We start from the raw sequence: 17,679 nt of genomic DNA, 5'->3' as shown, positions 1-17,679 counted from the left end.
ACCCCGTCCCCTGCAGATCAGAACGGAACCGGCGAGCGGAACGTCAGCGCATCGCCGGTCATTGGCTGACGCAGTCTCAGTTCCTCGGCATGCAGCATCAGGCGCGGATAGTCCCGCGCCGCGCCCTCGGCGTAAAGCGGATCGCCCAGGATCGGATGTCCCATGGCCAGCATGTGCACCCTCAGCTGATGGCTGCGCCCGGTAATGGGTTTCAGCGCAACGCGGCTGTTCTCGCCTTCGGTTCTCAGCACGCGCCAGTCGGTCTGCGCGGGCCGACCCTCGACCGGATCGACCTTCTGGCGCGGCCGGTTCGGCCAGTCGACGCAAAGCGGCAGGTCGACGCGGCCTTTCTTCTCAATCGGATGCCCGGCGATGAGGGCGATATAGCGCTTCTGCGTGCGCCGTTCCTCGAACTGCTTGCCCAGATGCGCCTGTGCCTGCGGCGTCAGCGCGAAGACGATCACGCCCGACGTGTCCAGATCCAGCCGGTGCACCAGCAGCACCTGCGGATGCTGCACCCTGAGCCGCGCGATCAGGCAATCGGCCTTGTCCTCGCCCCGACCGGGCACGGTCAGCAGGCCCGAGGGCTTCTCGACGACCAAGAGGTCGTCGTCCAGATGCAGGATCTTCGGGTCGCCGGGGGGCGGGGCATAGACGAAATCGGTCATGCCCCCGCTTAGCGGGCGGGCCGCGATCAGTCCAGCGTGCGCAGAAGCTTGCGTTCCAGCGGAGCCAGCACGCCGCGCAGCGTCGCGCCGCGCTTCAGCGTCTGGCCTTCGGGGCCGAACAGCGCGTAAAGCCCCTGCTTGTTGCGCAGGGCCGGGATCTTCTCGACGCGGTAGAGCGGGCTTTCGGCGGCGCGGCGGAAGATGCTGAACACCGCGCGGTCGCGCAACAGCGAAATGCCGTAATCGCGCCAGTGTCCGGCGGCGACAAACCGCCCGTAAACCGAGAGGATCTCGCCAAGTTCGAAACGGTCGAAGCTGACCTGTTCGGGATAGGGGGCCTTGGGCGGGACGATGCGTTGCACGTTCATGATGAAATCGTGGCGCCCGGGCAGGGGGAAATCAAGAGCGGGGCCGCCGATCCTGACAGTTTTCAGCGGTTTCCGGCGGAAAGCCGGGAAAACCCGCCGATCATGCCCTCGAATCGCCGCTTTCCCGGGGCAGCGTCAAGGCGTGACCGGGATCCCGGACCCGCGCGAGCCCCCACTCGGACCCCGTCCGCCCCGGGCACGGAAGGGCCGGACGCATCGCGTCCGGCCCCCTCGTATCGACGCGCCGATAGCGGGCTGTGGCGGTGCCCGCCCGCCGCTGCGATCAGCCGCAGGAAATCGACACGACGCGCTGGCGGTTCTCGGCATCGACCACGACATTCACCCGGTTCTCGTTGTGATCCATGGTGATCGGATCGCCCTCGGCATAGACGCGGACCGGGCCGGGCGCCGGGAAGGGCTGCGGCGCGACCGAACCGACGAAGCCCTGCAGGCTTTGGGCGCCGCAGGGATCCGACGCGCTGGTCGGCAGCGATTGCATCGGCGGCTGGGCGGGCGCCGTGCCGCTCATGTCGGGGGACGAGGGCACGCTGGCGACCGGTTCCTGCACGCGCGGGGGCTCGGCCGCGATGGGCGTGCGATAGGACGGCGCGGGCGTCATCGGTGTCATGTTGCAGGCGGTCAGGGTCAGGGCAGCGGCGCCGAGGGCCAGGATGGATTTCACGGTCAACTTCCTTTCGGACTTGCAGAGCGCCCGCCGGCGCCCTCTGGACAGGGTGCTATCAAAACAATATCTGGCCATGATGGCCCAGAAAAAACACGATCCCAACAGCAAAGTCATCGCCGAGAACCGGCGGGCCCGGTACGATTACTTCATCGAAGACGATCTTGAATGTGGACTTGTCCTGATGGGGTCCGAGGTCAAGTCGCTGCGTCAGGGTCAGGCCAATATCGCCGAAAGCTATGCCTCGGTCGAAGACGGGGAATTGTGGCTGATCAACGGCGCCATCGCTCCCTACCTGCAGGCGAAAACCTGGGGCCACGAGGAGCGGCGCAAGCGCAAGCTGTTGGTCAGCAAGAAGGAATTGGCGCGGCTCTGGGCCGCGACGGCCAAGGACGGGATGACGCTGGTGCCGCTGGTGATGTATTTCAACGATCGCGGCGTGGCGAAGCTGAAAATCGGCATCGCCAAGGGCAAGAAGCTGCACGACAAGCGCGAGACGTCGGCCAAGCGTGACTGGGACCGGCAGAAACGGCGGCTGTTGAAAGAACACGGCTGATCGCTTCGTGCCGATGCCGTGAAGGGGGCTGTGTGCCCCCCCTCGGCGCTTTCAGCGCCTCCCCCCGCCCGAAAGACATGGCTCCGATAGCGGCGGAAGGCGAACATCCGCCAAGCGAGCGTTCTGCCCGGCACCAAAGAGGCGCCGGGCGTTTCACATGGTCCGGTTTCTCAACGCGACGGTTCGGTCACTCCAGGATCGCGGCCTGATAAGCACTGGCGTCGATGATCCCGAAAAAGGCCCCCATTTCGGGCATTTGCGACAGGGCGCCCAGAGCGGTCATGAACTGTTCCTGGTTGTCCCAGCCGATCATGACCACGCGCTGGCCATCGGCGGTGACGAATTCGCGGTCAAAGATGTAGCCGGGCTGTTCGGCGACACGGCCAAAGAACGCGGCGCGGGCGGCATCGAAATTGCCTTCCTCGCCGGGCTTGGGCGTGCGCACCGCGACCTCCAGCACCTGGCCGGGGCGATTGATGTAGTCCTCCAGCAGGAAGGGCTGGCCATCGGCGGGCGCGACCTGCACGAAGGCCTGCATGTTGACCGTCTCGAAGAAGCTCTGCACCACCGGCATCGTCATCATGGCCTGCGAGGCGGCGCTGAAATGATCGATCGAGGACCAGCGTGTCAGACCGACAAAGACAGGCAGGGGGCCGGGTTCGGGGAAGGTGAAGAATGCCCGCAGCGTCCAGTCTTCTTCGACGCCGGGCGTCTGGGCCAGACCTTCCAGCAGCGGCGCCCGCGCGGCGGTCCATTCGGCGACGTCGCCGTTGCGGATTTCCTGAATGGCGATTTCGTAGACGGGTCCGGTCAAGGGGGTCTCCTGTGCCAGGGTGGCGCCCGGGATCAGGGCGAGGGCGGCGGAAAAGGTGAGGGCTTTCAGCATTCCGTTCTCCATCGGTAGGAATGAAAACACTGTGGCTGCCCGGCGGGTTATTAACTATTTGCTATTTCTCAATTGAAATGCTTGGTTATGCCTATGAATGACCTCGACTTGCTGCGCCCGACGCTGGCCTTTGCGACCGTGGTGGAAACCGGCAGCTTCCGCGCGGGCGCCGACCGGCTGGCCCTGTCCCCGCCATATGTCAGCCAGATGGTGTCGGACCTGGAAGCGCGGCTCGGGCGGCAACTCCTCTACCGCTCGACCCGGCGGATTGCGCTGACGGCCGAAGGCGAGGCCTTTCTGCCGCATGCGCGCGCGCTGGCCGAGGCCTTCGCCGAGGGGTTGGAAACCGTGCGTGATGCGAAACGGCGATTGACGGGGCGCCTGCGCATCTCGGCCCCCACGGTTCTGGCCAGCCCGGCCTTCGCCCGCGTGGTCAGAACATTCGCCGCCGATCACCCCGGCATCGCGCTGGAAATCGACATGGACGACCGGGTCGACGACCCGGTCGCCGCACAGGTCGATCTGGCCCTGCGCATCGGCGACCCCGGCAAGGATCCCCGGCTGGCGCGGAAGCTGTTCACGACGCGCGGCGTCGTCTGTTGCGCGCCGGAACTGGCGGGAAAATTGATCGAACCTCAGGATCTGGCGGAACTGACCTGGCTGCGTTCACCCGCCACCCCCACGCGCCTGATCCTGCGCGGGCCGGACGGGCGGGACCATGCCGCCGAACCCGGCAGGCAGATGGTCATCAACAACGCGGCGCTGATCCGGACCCTGCTGCAAGACGGCGGCAGCTTCGCCCTTTTGCCCGAATTCACGGTGCGCGAGGCCCTGAAGACCGCGCGGCTGGGCATTGCCTGCGCCGCATGGTCGATTCCTGAGGTCGGCGTCCATGCCCTCTACACCGAACGGCGCACCGCGCTGACCAATGCGCGCGCCTTCGTTGACTGTCTTCAGGGCGTACTCGCTTCAAGGCGGACGTGACGGCGCTTGTTGATGCCGCACGCCAGGTCGGCGCAGGGTCGATACAAGCCCGACCTCGCCGCCTGATACCCACTTGCTTCGCGTTGCACTCCGAGATGACGAGGGCTTGCGCACTGAGCGCTGTCAAAGGCCCAGAACGGCAGCCATGTCGTATTCGCCGGCGGGTTTGCCCCGCGCCCAGAGCGCGGCTTTCAGCGCGCCGCGCGCGAAGACCGAGCGATCCGAGGCGACGTGGCGCAGGATGATCCGCTCGCCATCTGCGGCGAACATCACGTCATGCTCGCCGATGATATCGCCGCCGCGGATGGCCGAGAAGCCGATCGTGCCGGGCTGACGCGGGCCGGTGATGCCGTCGCGGCCGCGCACCGCCGCCTCGTCGAGCGAGACGCCGCGCCCTTCGGCGGCGGCCTGGCCCAGCATCAGCGCGGTCCCCGAGGGCGCGTCGACCTTGTGGCGGTGATGGGCCTCGATCACCTCGATGTCGTAATCGGGATCGAGCGCCTGCGCGACCTGCCGGGTCAGCGCGACCAGCAGGTTCACGCCAAGGCTCATGTTACCCGCCCGCACGATCACGCCGTCACGCGCGGCGTCGGCGATGCGGGCAAGGTCGTCTTTCGTCATGCCCGTAGTGCCGATCACATGCGCCGCTCCCGCCTGCATCGCCACCGGGGCCAGCGCCACGCTGGCGGCGGGCGCGGTGAAATCGATCACCGCCTGCGCGCCTTTCAGCGTGGTCGCCGGATCGTCCGAAACCGTCACGCCATTGGCCGCGCCGCCCAGCATTTCGCCCAGATCCTTGCCGATCCAGGCATGGCCCGGCCGTTCCAGAACGCCCGCCAGATGCGCGCGTTCGCTGGCGGCGATCACCTGAACCAGCATCCGGCCCATCCGGCCCGAGACGCCATTCACCACGATTCCGGCGGTATCGGTCATGTCAAACTCCTGTGTTGGGCTGTGCATAACCTGCACCGGGGATCAGGAAAACCGCTTTTCGCCGGACCCGTCTTGCCCTAGATCAGAGCCATGTGTGCAAAACGTTTCTCTCAGGGTTCGGGACCCAGCCAGCGCCAGCTGCGCGTGGCCGAGGTCATCCGTCACAAGCTGGCCGAGGTGCTGGCGCGCGGCGACGTGCACGATCCGGAGCTGTCGCGCTTCTCGATCACCGTCTCCGAGGTCACGACCTCGCCCGATCTGAAACACGCGACCGCCTATGTCATGCCGCTGGGCGGGCAGGGTGAGCAGGACGCGCTGAAGGCGCTGCGGCGCAACAAGGCCGAGCTGCGCCATCAGGTGTCGCGCGATCTTGGCCTGAAATACGCGCCCGACCTGAAATTCGAGCTGGACGGCACGTTCGACCGGATGGACGATGCGCGGCGGATCTTCAACGATCCGCGCGTTCAGGCCGATATCGCCAGCGATGACGATGCGACGGACGGTGCAGCGGACGGGGACGATGACCGCTAGGCTGGTCGCCGCTGCCCGTCTGGCGCTGGGCCTGTGGGCGGCCGCGAGCCTGCCGGCGCTGGCCGCGCAGGATCCCTGCTGCCGCGAGACCGAGTTCGAGGGTCAGCGATTCGCCCTGTGCGAAGTGGACGCGGACCAGGATCTGCGGCTTTTCCTGTCCGACGAGTCGGGCGAGGTGTTCGGCACGTTCAACCGGCTGGCCGCCGCGCTGGACGCACAGGGCAGCCGGCTGGTCTTTGCCATGAACGCGGGCATGTTCCATTCCGACCGCGCACCCGTGGGCCTGTATGTCGAGGACGGCGAACAGCGCGCCGGGATCGTCACGCGCGAAGGGCCGGGCAATTTCGGGCTGCTGCCCAACGGGGTGTTCTGCATCGGCGAGGGTGGCTTCTCGGTCGTCGAAAGCCGCGCTTTCGCCGAGACGGCGCCCGAATGCCGCTATGCCACGCAGTCGGGCCCGATGCTGGTGATCGACGGGGCGCTGCATCCGCGTTTCCTGCCCGATTCCCAGTCGGTCTTCGTGCGCAACGGCGTGGGCGTCAGCGATGACGGGCAGGTCGCGTGGTTCGTGATCTCGGATCAGCCGGTGACGTTCCATCTCTTCGCGCGCTATTTCCGCGAGGCGCTGGGCGCCAACAATGCGCTTTATTTCGATGGCAACGTGTCGCGCCTTTACGCGCCGGAATTGCAGCGCGCGGATTGGGGCCTGCCGCTGGGTCCGATGGTGGGGCTGGTCGCGCCCGCCGGCTGAGGGGTTTTCCCGCGCCGTTCGCTGCCTATCTGTTGGGGCAGAGGTGGCCCATGCTGACGATCGATTTCGACAATACCTATGCCCGCGAGCTTGAGGGCATGTACCTGCCGTGGCAGGGCGCGGTGGCGCCCGCGCCCGCCCTGCTCTGGCTGAACGAGGCGCTGGCGCTTGAACTCGGGCTTGACCCGCAGGCGCTACGCGGGTCCGAGGGGCTGGCCATGCTGACCGGCTCCGCGATGCCGGAAGGAGCCTCACCGCTGGCGATGGCCTATGCCGGGCACCAGTTCGGCGGGTTCTCGCCGCAGCTGGGCGACGGACGCGCGCTGTTGGTGGGCGAGGTCACGGACCGGCAGGGCAACAGGCGCGATATCCATCTGAAGGGTAGCGGCAAGACGCCGTTCTCGCGTGGGGGCGACGGCAAGGCGGTGCTGGGGCCGGTGCTGCGCGAGGTGCTGATCGGCGAGGCGATGCACGGGCTGGGCATCCCCACGACGCGGGCGCTGAGTGCCACCACCACGGGCGATACGGTCTGGCGCGAAGGGCCGCAAAAAGGCGCGGTTCTGGCGCGGGTCGCGGCGAGCCATCTGCGCGTGGGCACGTTCCAGTTCTTCTATGCCCGGCAAGAGACCGCGCGGCTGCGGCGGCTGGCCGATTATGCCATCGCCCGCCACGATCCCGATCTGGCGGAACAACCCGACCGTTACCTTGCCTTTCTGCACCGGGTGATCGAGCGGCAGATGGCGCTGGTGGCGCAATGGATGGCGGTGGGCTTCGTCCACGGCGTGATGAACACCGACAACGTGGCGATCTCGGGCGAGACCATCGATTATGGGCCCTGCGCCTTCCTCGACCGTTACGATCCGGCGGCGGTGTTCTCCTCGATCGACGCGCAGGGGCGGTATGCCTATGGCAACCAGCCGCTTCTGGCGCGCTGGAACCTTGCCCGGCTGGCCGAGACGCTGTTGCCGCTGATCGCCGAGAACCCCGACGAGGCCCTCCCGGAACTGCAGGTCGTCATCGAGGGCGGCGAAGCGATCTACGCGGCCCACCGGCGGCGCCTGTTCGGCGCGAAGCTGGGCGTGGCCGGGGCCGAAGACGCGCTGATCGACGGCTTTCTGGAGATGATGGCGCGGCAGGGCGCGGATTTCACCGGCTGCTTCCGGTCGCTGGGCGAGGCCGCGCGCGGACGGGAAGGCGCACTGCGCGCGTATCTCGGGGCGGACGAGGCGCTGGAGGACTGGCTGGCCGACTGGGCCGCGAAACGCACGGAGCCGGGCGACGCGATGGACCGCGTGAACCCGGTCTATATCCCGCGCAACCATCAGGTCGAGGCGGCGCTGGCAGCGGCCAATGACGGCGATCTGGCGCCGATGCAAAGGTTGCTCACAGTGTTCGCCGATCCCTTCACGCAGCGCGAGGGTTTCGGCGATCTCGAAGTCCCGGCGCCCGATGCTTCGGAAGGCTACGTCACCTATTGCGGAACCTGAGGCCGAGCGCGGTCAAAGCCAGAGCCGGCAGGGGGGCGAGAAGGGCCACAAGCAGCGTCCCGAGCGTGCCCCGGTGCAAGGGCGAGGCCAGCGTCATGGCGAGGCTGATCGCCAGCATGCTCAGCGCCGCCACAGGCAAGGGTAGCGCGAGTGGCGGGCGGCGCAGGACCATCGCGGCGGCGAACAGGCAGAGCGGCGCGATCACCCCGTCCAGCCCGTGTCCCCGCATCAGCGCGGCAAGGGCCGGAACGAGCATCAGCGCCCCCAGCGGAAGGGCATAGCCCAGCAGGCGCGAAAGCGGCGGCAGCGCGAGGGCGGCGATCACGATGAGCATCAGAAGCTCGAGAAAGCGGTCGCCAGTGAACAGCCCGATCTGAACCACGACGGGATTGAACGCGGCGTGGTGCTCGATCACGTGGCCCTCTGCGCCGCCCCACGTGAAAAGGTCGAGAAAAGCGGCATGAAAGGGCGGCGACAGGAAGATCGCTAGGCCCGTCAGGCCGGCCGCGATGAGCCCGCGAAAGGCGGTTGGTCGGGAAGAATGTCTGGGCATGGCCGGGACTCTGGCACGGGGCCGCGGCAGGCGCGGTAAACTTTTCCGCGATTTCTTCGGCATCGGGTGAAACTCTTTGTGTCCGGGCCGCGTTACCGGCGCATGACCCGTATTCTCGCCGTGTTCCTGGCTGCTTTTCCTTCGGTCGTTCTGGCGTTCGAGCCGCTGACGGACGGCGCCGAATTCCGGCGGCTTGTCTTCGGGAACGATCTGACCCGGCTGGGCGTGCGTCTGCAGGTGCGCGAAGACGGGCGCATCACCGGCTCGGGGCTGGGCCAGCCGGTGACCGGGGAATGGGAATGGCGCGACGGATATTTCTGCCGGACGCTGTTCTGGGACGGCGACGATCTGGGCGCGGATTGCCAGCTGGTGCTGCGCGACGGCGACCGGCTGCGATTCGTCACCGAGCGGGGCGCCGGCATGGGCGCGAATTTCAGCATCCGGTAAGGGCGCCTTCTGGCGAGGCGGGGCGGTGCGTGCACAGCACGCACCCTACAGCCGCTCAGAAATCGATGGCGAGGCCCTTCTTTTCCCAATCGCCGTAGCGCACGGGTTCCGGCCCTTTGCGCCCGCCCAGTTCCTTGGGCAATGGGACTGCCTCGGCCTCGGCCTTGCGGCGGCGTTCATCGGCTTCGGCCAGCGCGCGCTGGGCGGCGGGCGGAAGATCGGCGCGGCGATCGGCTTCGGACATCGGCTTTCCTCGCACAGGGCAACGGGGTAAGGGCTAGGTAGCCCTGCTCTGTCCCTTCCGCAAGTCCGAGGACCCGATGCCGCAACCCGCCGAACCCCGCCGGATGGCCGCCACGCTGCTGGCGGGCGTCATCGAGGGCCAGATGCTGCCCGAGGTTCCGCTGCCCCCGGCAGACCCCGCCGCGCGTGCCCGCGCGCAGCGGCTCGCGCTGGTCACGCTGCGCAACTTCGCTCGCACGCAAACCGTGCTGGGCCCGATGCTGCGCCACGAGCCGCAGCCTGCCGTGATGGCGGCGTTGCGGGTGGCTACGGTCGAGATGCTGGAGCTGGGCGAGGCGCCGCACGGGGTCATCAACGACACGGTCGAGGCGCTGAAGCGCGAGCGTGTCACGCAGAAAGCGGCGGGAATGGCGAATGCCGTGCTGCGCCGCGCCGCGGCTTTCGAAGGCTGGACCGATCTGCCGGTGCAGCCGCTGCCGGGCTGGCTGAAACGGCGGCTGAAATCCGTCTATGGCGCCGACGCCGTCGCCGCGATCGAGGCCGCGCATCACAAGGGCGCGCCACTGGACCTGTCGCTGAAACCCGGAGGGACGGCGCCCGAAGGGGCCGAGCCGGTCGGCGCCTCGTGGCGGCTGCCCGCCGGGGTTCAGGTCAGCGCATTGCCGGGGTTCGAGGCGGGCGATTGGTGGGTACAGGACGCGGCGGCGGCCTTGCCGGCGTTGCTGCTGGATGCCGGGCCGGGCGAGACGGTGCTGGATCTGTGCGCGGCGCCCGGCGGCAAGACGATGCAGCTGGCCGCGACCGGGGCACGGGTCACCGCGCTGGACCTGAGCGACGGTCGGCTGAAGCGCCTGCGCGACAATCTGGCCCGCACCGGGCTGCAGGCCGACATCGTCTGCGCCGACGCGCTGGACTGGACGCCGCCGGCGCCCGTTGATGCGGTGCTGCTGGACGCGCCCTGTTCGGCCACCGGCACGATTCGCCGCCATCCCGATCTGCCCTTCGTGCGCAAGCCCGCCGATGTCGCGGCGCTGACCGCGTTGCAGGCGGCGCTGCTGGACCGGGCCTTGGGCTTTCTGAAACCCGGCGGGCGGCTGGTTTACTGCACCTGCTCGCTGTTGCCGGACGAGGGCGAGGCACAGATCGAAGCGGCGCTCGGCCGTCATCCGGACCTGCGTGCCGAGACCCGGGGTCTGCCGCTGGGCCGGGCAACGGCAGAGGGGGGCTGGCGCACGCGGCCCGACGATCATCCGCAGGGCATCGACGGTTTCTACATGGCGCGGCTGCACCGGGCGGGATGACAGCGGCGGGCCGGGGCGGTATGCCCTGAGGGAACACTCGCAACGGGGACCGGGCATGGAGCAGGGCTGGGCAGCGCGCAAACGCCGGTGGGGCAATCGCCTTGCCCTGCGCGCCATGCGCCGGGCGCCTGCCGCGAAGGGCTTCCATGCGATCCCCGAACCGCGCACGGTGGGGTTCTTTGCCAAGGGGCGGCAGCTGGCGGCGGGGAATTTCCTGTTGCATGGCCATATGGTCGAAACCCTGCAGCCCTGGGACGAAGAGCCGCCCAGCCAGGGATTCGCGGCGGAATTGCACGGCATGGCATGGCTGGACCATATGGCCGCGACGGGCGACCGTGCGGCTCGGCTGGCGGCGCAGGGCTGGGTGTTTGACTGGATCCAGCGCTTCGGCATGGGGCAGGGACCGGGATGGCAGCCCGACCTGACCGGGCGGCGCGTGCTGCGCTGGCTCAACCACGCGATGTTCCTGTTGGCCGCCCGCGACGAGGCCGAGCGCGCGCCGTTCTTCGCCGCTTTGGGGCGGCAGACGGCCTATCTGGCGCGGCGCTGGCATCATGCCGATGCCGGCTTGCCGCGCTTCGAGGCACTGACCGGGTATCTTTATGCAGCCTTCGCGCTGGAGGGGATGGAGCGGCACCGCGAAGACGCGCTGACAGCGCTCGAGCGCGCCTGCCGTGAGGATATCGCCGCCGATGGCGGGCTGTCGAACCGCTGCCCCGAGGATCTGCTGGAAGTGTTCACGCTGCTGAGCTGGGCGATGACCGCGCTGGGCGAGGCCGAGGCAGAGATCCCCGAGGCGCTGGAAGACGCGCTGGCGCGGATCGCGCCCTGCCTGCGTACGCTGCGCCATGCCGATGGCGGGCTGGCGCGGTTTCATGGCGGCGGACGCGGGATGGAGGGGCGGCTGGAGAATGCGCTGGCCGTGGCGCCGGTGCCGATCGGGCCGAACCGGGCGCGGGCGATGGGCTATGCACGGCTCGAAGGCGGGCGCTGTTCGGTCATCGTGGACGCGTCCGAACCCCCGCGCGACGCCGCCGCGACGCGGGCGCATGCCTCGATGCTGGCGTTCGAGCTGACCTCGAACCGGCGCCCGCTGATCGTCAATTCGGGATCGGGCGTGCCGTTCGGGCCGGAATGGGAAAAAGCGGGCCGCGCGACCAATTCGCATTCCACGCTGTCGATCGACGGCTGGTCCTCGGCCCGGTTCGGCCGCCCCTCGCGCCCCGAGGAAGGCGGCGCGCCCCTGGTCGAGGGCCCCTCGCTGGTCACGCTGCATCGCACCGACGAGCGCGACGGATCGTCGCTGCTGCTCAGCCATGACGGCTATGTCGCGACCCACGGGCTGACCCATGTGCGCGCGCTGTCGTTGGGCGAGGACGGGCGCGTGCTGCTGGGCGAGGACACGCTGGCCGCGCTGGAACCCGCGCACAAGACGACCTTCGAGGCCGCGCTGGTCAAAACGAAAATGCGTGGAATCTCCTACGCCTTGCGGTTCCATCTGCACCCCGATGTCGATGCCTCGCTCGATCTGGGCGGCAGCGCGGTTTCGGCGGCCTTGCCCTCGGGCGAGATCTGGGTGTTTCGCTTCGACGGGCCGGGACGGCTGTCGCTGGAGCCGTCGGTCTATCTGGAAAAGGGACGTCTGGCCCCGCGCCCGTGCCAGCAGATCGTCGTCCGCGCCGCGATCCTCGACGATAGTAGCCAGATAAACTGGACACTGGCAAAGGCACAGGATACCCCGCTGGCGATCCGTGACATCGGCCGTGACGACGATCTGGCCCTGCCGCGGGACCTGTTTGCTCTCGACTGAGGATAGCGCCCCCATGACCGATCTCGTCCCCGTCAAACGTGCCCTGCTTTCCGTCTCGGACAAATCCGGGCTGATCGAGCTGGGTCAGGCTCTGGCCGCGAAGGGCGTTGACCTCGTTTCGACCGGCGGCACCGCCAAGGCGCTGCGCGAGGCGGGGCTGGCGGTCAGGGACGTGGCCGAGCTGACGGGCTTCCCGGAAATGATGGATGGCCGGGTGAAGACGCTGCACCCGATGGTGCATGGCGGTCTGCTCGCGCTGCGCGACGATGCCGGGCACAAGGCGTCGATGGACGAACACGGCATCCTGCCGATCGACCTGCTGGTGGTGAACCTGTACCCGTTCGAAGCCACCGTCGCGAAGGGCGGCGATTACGACGATTGCGTCGAGAATATCGATATCGGCGGCCCCGCGATGCTGCGCGCCGCGGCCAAGAACCACGCCTATGTGACGGTCATCACCGACCCCGAGGATTACGCGCCGCTGCTCGATCAGCTGGAACAGGGCGGCACGACCGCGCGCTTCCGGCAGGAATGCGCCGCCAATACCTATGCCCGCACCGCCGCCTATGACGCCGCGGTCAGTGCGTGGTTCGCCAGGACGCTGGAGATCGCCGCCCCGCGACGCCGGGCCTTTGCCGGCACGCTGGCCCAGACGCTGCGCTATGGCGAGAACCCGCATCAGACGGCGGCGTTCTACACCGATGGCTCGGGTCGCCAGGGCGTCGCCACCGCCGTGCAGCATCAGGGCAAGGAGCTGAGCTACAACAACATCAACGACACCGACGCCGCTTTCGAGCTGGTGGCCGAGTTCGATCCCGCCGACAGCGCCGCCTGCGCGATCATCAAGCACGCCAATCCCTGCGGTGTGGCGCGCGGCAAGACCCTGCTGGAAGCCTACAAGGCCGCCTTCGATTGCGACCGGACCTCGGCCTTCGGGGGGATCGTCGCGCTCAACAAGCCGCTCGACGCCGAAACCGCGCAGGAGATCACCGGGATCTTCACCGAAGTGGTCATCGCGCCCGGCGCGTCCGACGAGGCCAAGGCAATCTTCGCCGCCAAGAAGAACCTGCGCCTGCTGACCACCGACGGGCTGCCCGACGTGAAAGCGGGCGGGCTGACCTTCCGGCAGGTTGCGGGCGGGCTGCTGGTTCAGGACAAGGATTCGGGCTTTATCGGCATGGATGACCTTAAGGTCGTGACGAAGAAGGCGCCCACGCCCGAGCAGATGACCGACCTGCTGTTCGCGTGGAAAATCGCCAAGCACGTCAAGTCGAACGCCATCGTCTACGTCAAGGACGGTGCCACCGTGGGCGTCGGCGCGGGTCAGATGAGCCGCGTGGATTCGGCGCTGATCGCCGCGATGAAGGCCGAGCGCATGGCCGAGACTCTGGGCCTGTCGCAGCCGCTGACGATTGGCTCGGCGGTCGCGTCGGATGCCTTCTTCCCCTTCCCCGACGGGCTGATGGAAGCCGCCGCCGCCGGTGCCACCTGCGTGATCCAGCCGGGTGGTTCGATGCGCGATGACGAGGTGATCGCCGCAGCGGACGAGGCCGGGCTTGCCATGGTCTTTACCGGCATGCGCCATTTCCGGCACTGAGCCCATGCGCACAGCCTTCTGGACCTCGTTTCTTGTTCTGGCCGTCGATCAGGCGCTGAAATGGCTGATCGTCGTCGGCCTGAACCTGCGCGAAGAGCTGCTGATCAACATCTGGCCGCCCTATCTGACGCTGACCATGGCGTGGAACCGGGGGGTCAATTTCGGCCTGTTCGCCGCCGATTCCGTCTGGCTGCGCGCGTTCCTGGTGATCCTGCCCGTGGTTGTGTCGGTCTGGGTCTGGCGCTGGGTGCGCAAGGAGGGCGCGCATGCCGGGCTGCAGGTCGCGGCGGGTTTCCTGATCGGCGGCGCGCTGGGCAATGCCATCGACCGCGTGGTCTGGGGCGCGGTGGCGGATTTTCTGAACGTGACCTGCTGCGGAATCCGCAATCCCTGGGCTTTCAACGTGGCCGATATCGCGATATTCGTCGGCGCCTTCGGGCTGATCCTCGTCTCGGGCGCCAAAACGACCCGTGACGAAGGCTGAGGCTTCGGATAAGAAAGGCCTGAACTTCTGACCTGCCGCAGAAAACCGGAACCGCAATGACGTTTCTTCGCATCGCTAGTGTCGCGGCCCTTGCCCTTGCCACGCTGAGCGCCTGTTCCAACGACGGCGAGGTTCCGCGCCTGATGAACCTGCAGTCGCATCAGGACTCGCCCGACGAATTCTCGATCGTGCCGACGCAGCCGCTTCAGGCGCCGCCGGATTACCAGTCGCTGCCCACGCCCACCCCGGGCGGCGGGAACCTGGTCGATCCCGATCCCCGCGCCGCGGCGGTCGAGGCCCTGGGCGGACGGATCTCGGCCGAGCGGACCTCGGGCGTGCCGGCGGCCGATGCCGGGCTGGTCCAATATGCCGGGCGCAACGGCCTGTCGCCCGATATCCGCGCCACGCTCGCCGCCGAGGACGAAGAGGTCCGCCGTGACGGCCAGGGCCGGATCCTTGAGCGGATGTTCAATTCCAACATGTACCGCGCCGCCTACGAGGATCAGATCCTCGACCCGCAGGCGGAACTGCTGCGCTGGCGCGCGGCGGGCGTGCGTACCCCGGCAGCCCCGCCTCCGCCCGAGTGACGGGCGGCTGACAGCGCGCGGAGCCTGTGTGCTCCGGGCGCTTCACAAACGCGTACACCCCGTTGCTTCGCCCGGGTCTCGCCGTCATTCTGCGCACCAACCGAGACGGAGCGTGTTTGATGGTCGTTGCCCAGCGTCTGATCCTTGCCGCAATGGTCTGGGCGGTTACCGCCCTGACCGCCGCAGCCGAGGATCCGCAGACTTTCACCCTTGATAACGGCATGCAGGTGGTGGTGATCGAAGATCACCGCGCGCCCGTGGTCGTGCACATGGTCTGGTATCGCGTCGGCGCCGCCGACGATCCGGCCGGACAGTCGGGCATCGCGCATTACCTCGAACACCTGATGTTCAAGGCGACCGACAACCTGGAAGAGGGTGAATTCGACCGCGTGGTGCAGGCCAATGGCGGCACGCATAACGCCTTCACCGGCTGGGATTACACCGCCTATTTCCAGCGCATCGCCGCAGACCGGCTGCCGCTGATGATGGAAATGGAGGCCGACCGCATGGTGAACCTGCGGCTCGACCGGTCCGACTGGCTGCCCGAGCGCGACGTGATCCTGCGCGAACGCGGGCAGACGCTGGAATCCAGCCCCGACCGGCAATTCAGCGAACAGTTGCGCGCCGCCTTGTACCAGAACCACCCCTATGGCCGTCCGATCATCGGCTGGCGCCACGAGATGGAGCAGCTTACGGGGCAGATCGCTACCGATTTCTACCGCGTGCATTATTCGCCCAACAACGCGATCCTGGTGGTCGCCGGGGATGTCGAGGCCGAGGACGTGCTGGCCATGGCGCGCGAGTATTACGGCCCGATCCCCGCGGTCGAGACCCTGCCCGAACGCAGCCGCCCGCAGGAGCCGCCGCAGCTGGCCGAACGCCGGGTGATCATGGAGGACGCGCGCGTCGCGCAGCCCTATGTGAGCCGCCTGTACCTCACACCGACGCGCCGGCCTGACGATCAGCGGCAGGCGGCGGCCTATCAGGTGCTGGCGGCCTTGCTGGGGGGCAGCCCGCAGACCTCGATCCTCGATCGGCGGCTGACCTATGACGAGGGCATAGCGATCACTGCCTGGGCGGGGTATTCCGGCCTTGGGCTGGATAGCGGGACCTTCTCGCTGGGGATCATGCCGGTCGACGGCGTTTCGCTCGAAGACGCGGAACAGGCGCTGGACCGCGTCATGGCCGATTTCCTGGAAAACGGCGTCGACCAGGAACAGCTTGACCGTGTGCGGAGGCAGATCCGGGCCGAGGCGATCTATCAGCTCGACGACACGCAGGCGCGCGCCCGCAGCCTCGGCGCCGATCTGGCGCTGGGTTTCACCGTCGAGCAGAGCGACGAATGGCTCGACCTTCTGGAACAGGTCACGCCCGAGGAAATCATGGCCGCCGCCCGGCGGCTCGACCGGCGCGAGTCGGTCACAGGCTGGCTGAGGGGAGTCGAAGAGTGATGCGTTTTCTGTCCGCCATCGCGCTGGTGCTGGGGCTCTCGCTGCCGGCCGGGGCCATCGATCTTCAGGAAGTCACCTCGCCCGAAGGCCGCACGGCCTGGCTGGTCGAAGAGCATTCGATCCCCTTCGTCTCGATTGAAATCATCTTCACCGGCGGCGCCTCGCTCGACCCTGCAGGCCGGGCCGGGGCGGTGTCGCTGATGACCTCGCTTTTGTCCGAAGGCGCGGGGGATTTCGACGCGCAGGGCTATGCCGCCGCGCTGGAGGCGACCGCGGGCAATGTCAGCTTCGAGGCCGGGCGCGATTCGGTCTCGCTGACGATCAAGGCGCTGTCCGAGAACCGCGACGAGGTGATCGACTTGGCGCTGCTGGCCCTGACCGAACCGCAATTCGGCCAGATGAGCCTTGACCGCGTCCGCACGCAGACCATCGCCGTGCTCGAACGCGCGGCGCAGAACCCGGACACCATCGCGCAGCAGACCTATGCGCGGCTGGGCTATGCCGGGCATCCCTATGCCACGCCGACCGACGGAACACCCGCCACGGTGGGGTCCTTCACGCTGGACGACATCCTTGACGCCCACCGCGCGGCGTTCACTTCGGACCGGGTCCATGTCGGCGCTGCCGGTGACATCACGCCCGAAGAGCTGGGCGCGATCGTCGACCGCATCGTCGGGGCGCTGCCCGAATCCGACCGCCCGCTGCCCGAGTATCACACCTTCGATGCCGGGCCCGGCGTCACCGTGGTGCCGTTCCCCGGGCCGCAATCGGTGATCCAGTTCGGCCTGCCGGGCATTCCCGCCGATGACGACGATTTCATGGAAGCCTACCTGCTCAACGAGATCTTCGGCGGCAGCGGCTTCACGTCCCGGTTGATGTCGGAAATCCGTCAGGCGCGTGGCCTGACCTACGGGGTCTACACCACGCTGGCCTCGTCCCAGTTCGGCGACAGCTATGTCGGCCGCATGTCGACCGGCAACGAGAACGCCGTCGCCGCCATCGAGCTGGTGCGCGACCAGTTCCGCTGGCTGGCCGACGGCGGCATCACGCAGGAGGATCTGGAGCGGATCCAGACCTATCTGACGGGGGCCTACGCGTTGCGCTTCGACGGCAACGAATCGATCGCCCGCGTGCTGGCCTCGATGCAGTTCCAGGGCTATCCGCTGAACTACGTCAATATCCGCAATGACCTTGTCCGCGCGGTCACGCTTGAGGATATCCAGCGCGTGGCGCAGCGTCTGGCGCAGCCCGACCAGCTGCATTTCGTCGTCGTGGGCCAGCCCGCCGGGCTGGAAGAGGACGCCCCCGCCCCCGCCGAATAGCCCGGGCGCGCCGCTACGCGGATGCTTTTCCGGGGCGG

20 protein-coding genes are annotated in these 17,679 nt (G+C 68.0%); 13 read left to right on the top strand and 7 right to left on the bottom strand.

Features of this window, described 5'->3' with window-relative positions; genetic code table 11:
• Positions 1-17: 17 nt before the first annotated feature.
• The 3 genes from C4N9_RS01185 to C4N9_RS01175 all read right to left on the bottom strand — a co-directional run bounded on the left by C4N9_RS01185 (position 18) and on the right by C4N9_RS01175 (position 1,718).
• On the bottom strand, positions 18-668 hold the full coding sequence (locus C4N9_RS01185) for an RluA family pseudouridine synthase (protein WP_109531457.1): 651 nt from the start codon (positions 666-668) through the stop codon (positions 18-20).
• A 26-nt stretch (positions 669-694) separates the two neighbouring features.
• A complete protein-coding gene (locus C4N9_RS01180) occupies positions 695-1,036 on the bottom strand; it encodes a DUF2794 domain-containing protein (protein ID WP_109531456.1) in 342 nt (113 codons plus the stop codon).
• A gap of 283 nt (positions 1,037-1,319) precedes the next feature.
• Entirely contained in the window at positions 1,320-1,718 is a 399-nt protein-coding gene (locus C4N9_RS01175; protein ID WP_168192078.1) for an I78 family peptidase inhibitor, read from the bottom strand.
• Between the two features lie 79 nt (positions 1,719-1,797).
• Between C4N9_RS01175 and smpB the strand changes: the two genes are divergently transcribed.
• Positions 1,798-2,274 (top strand): SsrA-binding protein SmpB, encoded by a 477-nt coding sequence (gene smpB, locus C4N9_RS01170; RefSeq protein ID WP_109531738.1) that lies wholly within the window; start codon positions 1,798-1,800, stop codon positions 2,272-2,274.
• A 187-nt stretch (positions 2,275-2,461) separates the two neighbouring features.
• Here smpB and C4N9_RS01165 read toward each other — a convergent pair whose 3' ends face one another.
• Positions 2,462-3,160 carry a hypothetical protein gene (locus C4N9_RS01165; RefSeq protein ID WP_109531455.1) on the bottom strand — a complete coding sequence of 233 codons (699 nt, stop codon included), beginning with the start codon at positions 3,158-3,160 and terminating at the stop codon, positions 2,462-2,464.
• 93 nt (positions 3,161-3,253) lie between these two features.
• Between C4N9_RS01165 and C4N9_RS01160 the strand changes: the two genes are divergently transcribed.
• Positions 3,254-4,144, top strand: coding sequence for a LysR family transcriptional regulator (locus C4N9_RS01160; RefSeq protein WP_168192077.1), 891 nt, complete (start codon positions 3,254-3,256; stop codon positions 4,142-4,144).
• Between the two features lie 123 nt (positions 4,145-4,267).
• On the opposite strand, the gene dapB is transcribed toward C4N9_RS01160, so the two are convergent.
• Positions 4,268-5,077: a 4-hydroxy-tetrahydrodipicolinate reductase gene (dapB, locus tag C4N9_RS01155; protein ID WP_109531453.1), complete on the bottom strand. Its 810-nt coding sequence runs from the start codon at positions 5,075-5,077 to the stop codon at positions 4,268-4,270.
• A gap of 90 nt (positions 5,078-5,167) precedes the next feature.
• Here dapB and rbfA point away from each other — a divergent pair, with 90 nt between their 5' ends.
• The 3 genes from rbfA to C4N9_RS01140 are packed head-to-tail and all read left to right on the top strand — an operon-like array spanning position 5,168 to position 7,846.
• Positions 5,168-5,608 carry a 30S ribosome-binding factor RbfA gene (gene rbfA, locus C4N9_RS01150; RefSeq protein WP_109531452.1) on the top strand — a complete coding sequence of 147 codons (441 nt, stop codon included), beginning with the start codon at positions 5,168-5,170 and terminating at the stop codon, positions 5,606-5,608.
• Positions 5,598-6,359, top strand: a complete 762-nt coding sequence (locus tag C4N9_RS01145; RefSeq protein WP_109531451.1) for a phosphodiester glycosidase family protein — start codon at positions 5,598-5,600, stop codon at positions 6,357-6,359. The genes rbfA and C4N9_RS01145 overlap by 11 nt, the downstream gene beginning before the upstream one ends.
• Positions 6,360-6,412: 53 nt before the next feature.
• On the top strand, positions 6,413-7,846 hold the full coding sequence (locus tag C4N9_RS01140; protein ID WP_210403960.1) for a protein adenylyltransferase SelO: 1,434 nt from the start codon (positions 6,413-6,415) through the stop codon (positions 7,844-7,846).
• On the opposite strand, the gene C4N9_RS01135 is transcribed toward C4N9_RS01140, so the two are convergent.
• The gene (locus C4N9_RS01135; protein WP_109531449.1) at positions 7,827-8,399 is read right to left on the bottom strand and encodes a hypothetical protein; all 573 of its coding nucleotides are present in this window, start codon (positions 8,397-8,399) and stop codon (positions 7,827-7,829) included. The genes C4N9_RS01140 and C4N9_RS01135 overlap by 20 nt on opposite strands.
• 102 nt (positions 8,400-8,501) lie before the next feature.
• Here C4N9_RS01135 and C4N9_RS01130 point away from each other — a divergent pair, with 102 nt between their 5' ends.
• Positions 8,502-8,846, top strand: coding sequence for a dihydrodipicolinate reductase (locus C4N9_RS01130; protein ID WP_146195100.1), 345 nt, complete (start codon positions 8,502-8,504; stop codon positions 8,844-8,846).
• Positions 8,847-8,901: 55 nt separating this feature from the next.
• Here C4N9_RS01130 and C4N9_RS01125 read toward each other — a convergent pair whose 3' ends face one another.
• Positions 8,902-9,090, bottom strand: a complete 189-nt coding sequence (locus C4N9_RS01125; RefSeq protein WP_109531447.1) for a DUF1674 domain-containing protein — start codon at positions 9,088-9,090, stop codon at positions 8,902-8,904.
• A 76-nt stretch (positions 9,091-9,166) separates the two neighbouring features.
• Here C4N9_RS01125 and C4N9_RS01120 point away from each other — a divergent pair, with 76 nt between their 5' ends.
• The 7 genes from C4N9_RS01120 (at position 9,167) to C4N9_RS01090 (ending at position 17,641) form a co-directional block, all read left to right on the top strand.
• Positions 9,167-10,390 (top strand): RsmB/NOP family class I SAM-dependent RNA methyltransferase, encoded by a 1,224-nt coding sequence (locus C4N9_RS01120; protein ID WP_109531446.1) that lies wholly within the window; start codon positions 9,167-9,169, stop codon positions 10,388-10,390.
• Between the two features lie 55 nt (positions 10,391-10,445).
• On the top strand, positions 10,446-12,200 hold the full coding sequence (locus C4N9_RS01115; RefSeq protein ID WP_109531445.1) for a heparinase II/III family protein: 1,755 nt from the start codon (positions 10,446-10,448) through the stop codon (positions 12,198-12,200).
• Between the two features lie 13 nt (positions 12,201-12,213).
• Positions 12,214-13,797 (top strand): bifunctional phosphoribosylaminoimidazolecarboxamide formyltransferase/IMP cyclohydrolase, encoded by a 1,584-nt coding sequence (purH, locus tag C4N9_RS01110; protein ID WP_109531444.1) that lies wholly within the window; start codon positions 12,214-12,216, stop codon positions 13,795-13,797.
• A 4-nt stretch (positions 13,798-13,801) separates the two neighbouring features.
• Entirely contained in the window at positions 13,802-14,281 is a 480-nt protein-coding gene (gene lspA, locus C4N9_RS01105) for a signal peptidase II (RefSeq protein WP_109531443.1), read from the top strand.
• 56 nt (positions 14,282-14,337) lie between these two features.
• The gene (locus C4N9_RS01100) at positions 14,338-14,868 is read left to right on the top strand and encodes a DUF3035 domain-containing protein (protein ID WP_109531442.1); all 531 of its coding nucleotides are present in this window, start codon (positions 14,338-14,340) and stop codon (positions 14,866-14,868) included.
• Positions 14,869-14,987: 119 nt separating this feature from the next.
• A complete protein-coding gene (locus tag C4N9_RS01095; protein ID WP_109531441.1) occupies positions 14,988-16,319 on the top strand; it encodes a M16 family metallopeptidase in 1,332 nt (443 codons plus the stop codon).
• Positions 16,319-17,641: a M16 family metallopeptidase gene (locus C4N9_RS01090; RefSeq protein WP_245902413.1), complete on the top strand. Its 1,323-nt coding sequence runs from the start codon at positions 16,319-16,321 to the stop codon at positions 17,639-17,641. The genes C4N9_RS01095 and C4N9_RS01090 overlap by 1 nt, the downstream gene beginning before the upstream one ends.
• Positions 17,642-17,679 lie beyond the last annotated feature (38 nt).

Origin of the sequence: Pararhodobacter marinus, from assembly GCF_003122215.1 — a bacterium.
Lineage (GTDB): Bacteria > Pseudomonadota > Alphaproteobacteria > Rhodobacterales > Rhodobacteraceae > Pararhodobacter > Pararhodobacter marinus.
The sequence above is the reverse complement of the archived record's forward strand: the minus strand, read 5'-3'. Positions and strand labels throughout refer to the sequence as shown.

Bases quoted from the DNA above. Each gene is read 5' to 3' on its own strand.
- C4N9_RS01130 (WP_146195100.1), top strand. From the start codon at position 8,502: ATGACCCGTATTCTCGCCGTGTTCCTGGCTGCTTTTCCTTCGGTCGTT.
- C4N9_RS01180 (WP_109531456.1), bottom strand. From the start codon at position 1,036: ATGAACGTGCAACGCATCGTCCCGCCCAAGGCCCCCTATCCCGAACAG.
- C4N9_RS01125 (WP_109531447.1), bottom strand. From the start codon at position 9,090: ATGTCCGAAGCCGATCGCCGCGCCGATCTTCCGCCCGCCGCCCAGCGC.
- C4N9_RS01120 (WP_109531446.1), top strand. From the start codon at position 9,167: ATGCCGCAACCCGCCGAACCCCGCCGGATGGCCGCCACGCTGCTGGCG.
- C4N9_RS01090 (WP_245902413.1), top strand. From the start codon at position 16,319: ATGCGTTTTCTGTCCGCCATCGCGCTGGTGCTGGGGCTCTCGCTGCCG.
- purH (WP_109531444.1), top strand. From the start codon at position 12,214: ATGACCGATCTCGTCCCCGTCAAACGTGCCCTGCTTTCCGTCTCGGAC.
- C4N9_RS01135 (WP_109531449.1), bottom strand. From the start codon at position 8,399: ATGCCCAGACATTCTTCCCGACCAACCGCCTTTCGCGGGCTCATCGCG.
- C4N9_RS01165 (WP_109531455.1), bottom strand. From the start codon at position 3,160: ATGCTGAAAGCCCTCACCTTTTCCGCCGCCCTCGCCCTGATCCCGGGC.
- lspA (WP_109531443.1), top strand. From the start codon at position 13,802: ATGCGCACAGCCTTCTGGACCTCGTTTCTTGTTCTGGCCGTCGATCAG.
- rbfA (WP_109531452.1), top strand. From the start codon at position 5,168: ATGTGTGCAAAACGTTTCTCTCAGGGTTCGGGACCCAGCCAGCGCCAG.
- C4N9_RS01185 (WP_109531457.1), bottom strand. From the start codon at position 668: ATGACCGATTTCGTCTATGCCCCGCCCCCCGGCGACCCGAAGATCCTG.
- smpB (WP_109531738.1), top strand. From the start codon at position 1,798: ATGGCCCAGAAAAAACACGATCCCAACAGCAAAGTCATCGCCGAGAAC.
- dapB (WP_109531453.1), bottom strand. From the start codon at position 5,077: ATGACCGATACCGCCGGAATCGTGGTGAATGGCGTCTCGGGCCGGATG.
- C4N9_RS01160 (WP_168192077.1), top strand. From the start codon at position 3,254: ATGAATGACCTCGACTTGCTGCGCCCGACGCTGGCCTTTGCGACCGTG.
- C4N9_RS01115 (WP_109531445.1), top strand. From the start codon at position 10,446: ATGGAGCAGGGCTGGGCAGCGCGCAAACGCCGGTGGGGCAATCGCCTT.
- C4N9_RS01100 (WP_109531442.1), top strand. From the start codon at position 14,338: ATGACGTTTCTTCGCATCGCTAGTGTCGCGGCCCTTGCCCTTGCCACG.
- C4N9_RS01095 (WP_109531441.1), top strand. From the start codon at position 14,988: ATGGTCGTTGCCCAGCGTCTGATCCTTGCCGCAATGGTCTGGGCGGTT.
- C4N9_RS01145 (WP_109531451.1), top strand. From the start codon at position 5,598: ATGACCGCTAGGCTGGTCGCCGCTGCCCGTCTGGCGCTGGGCCTGTGG.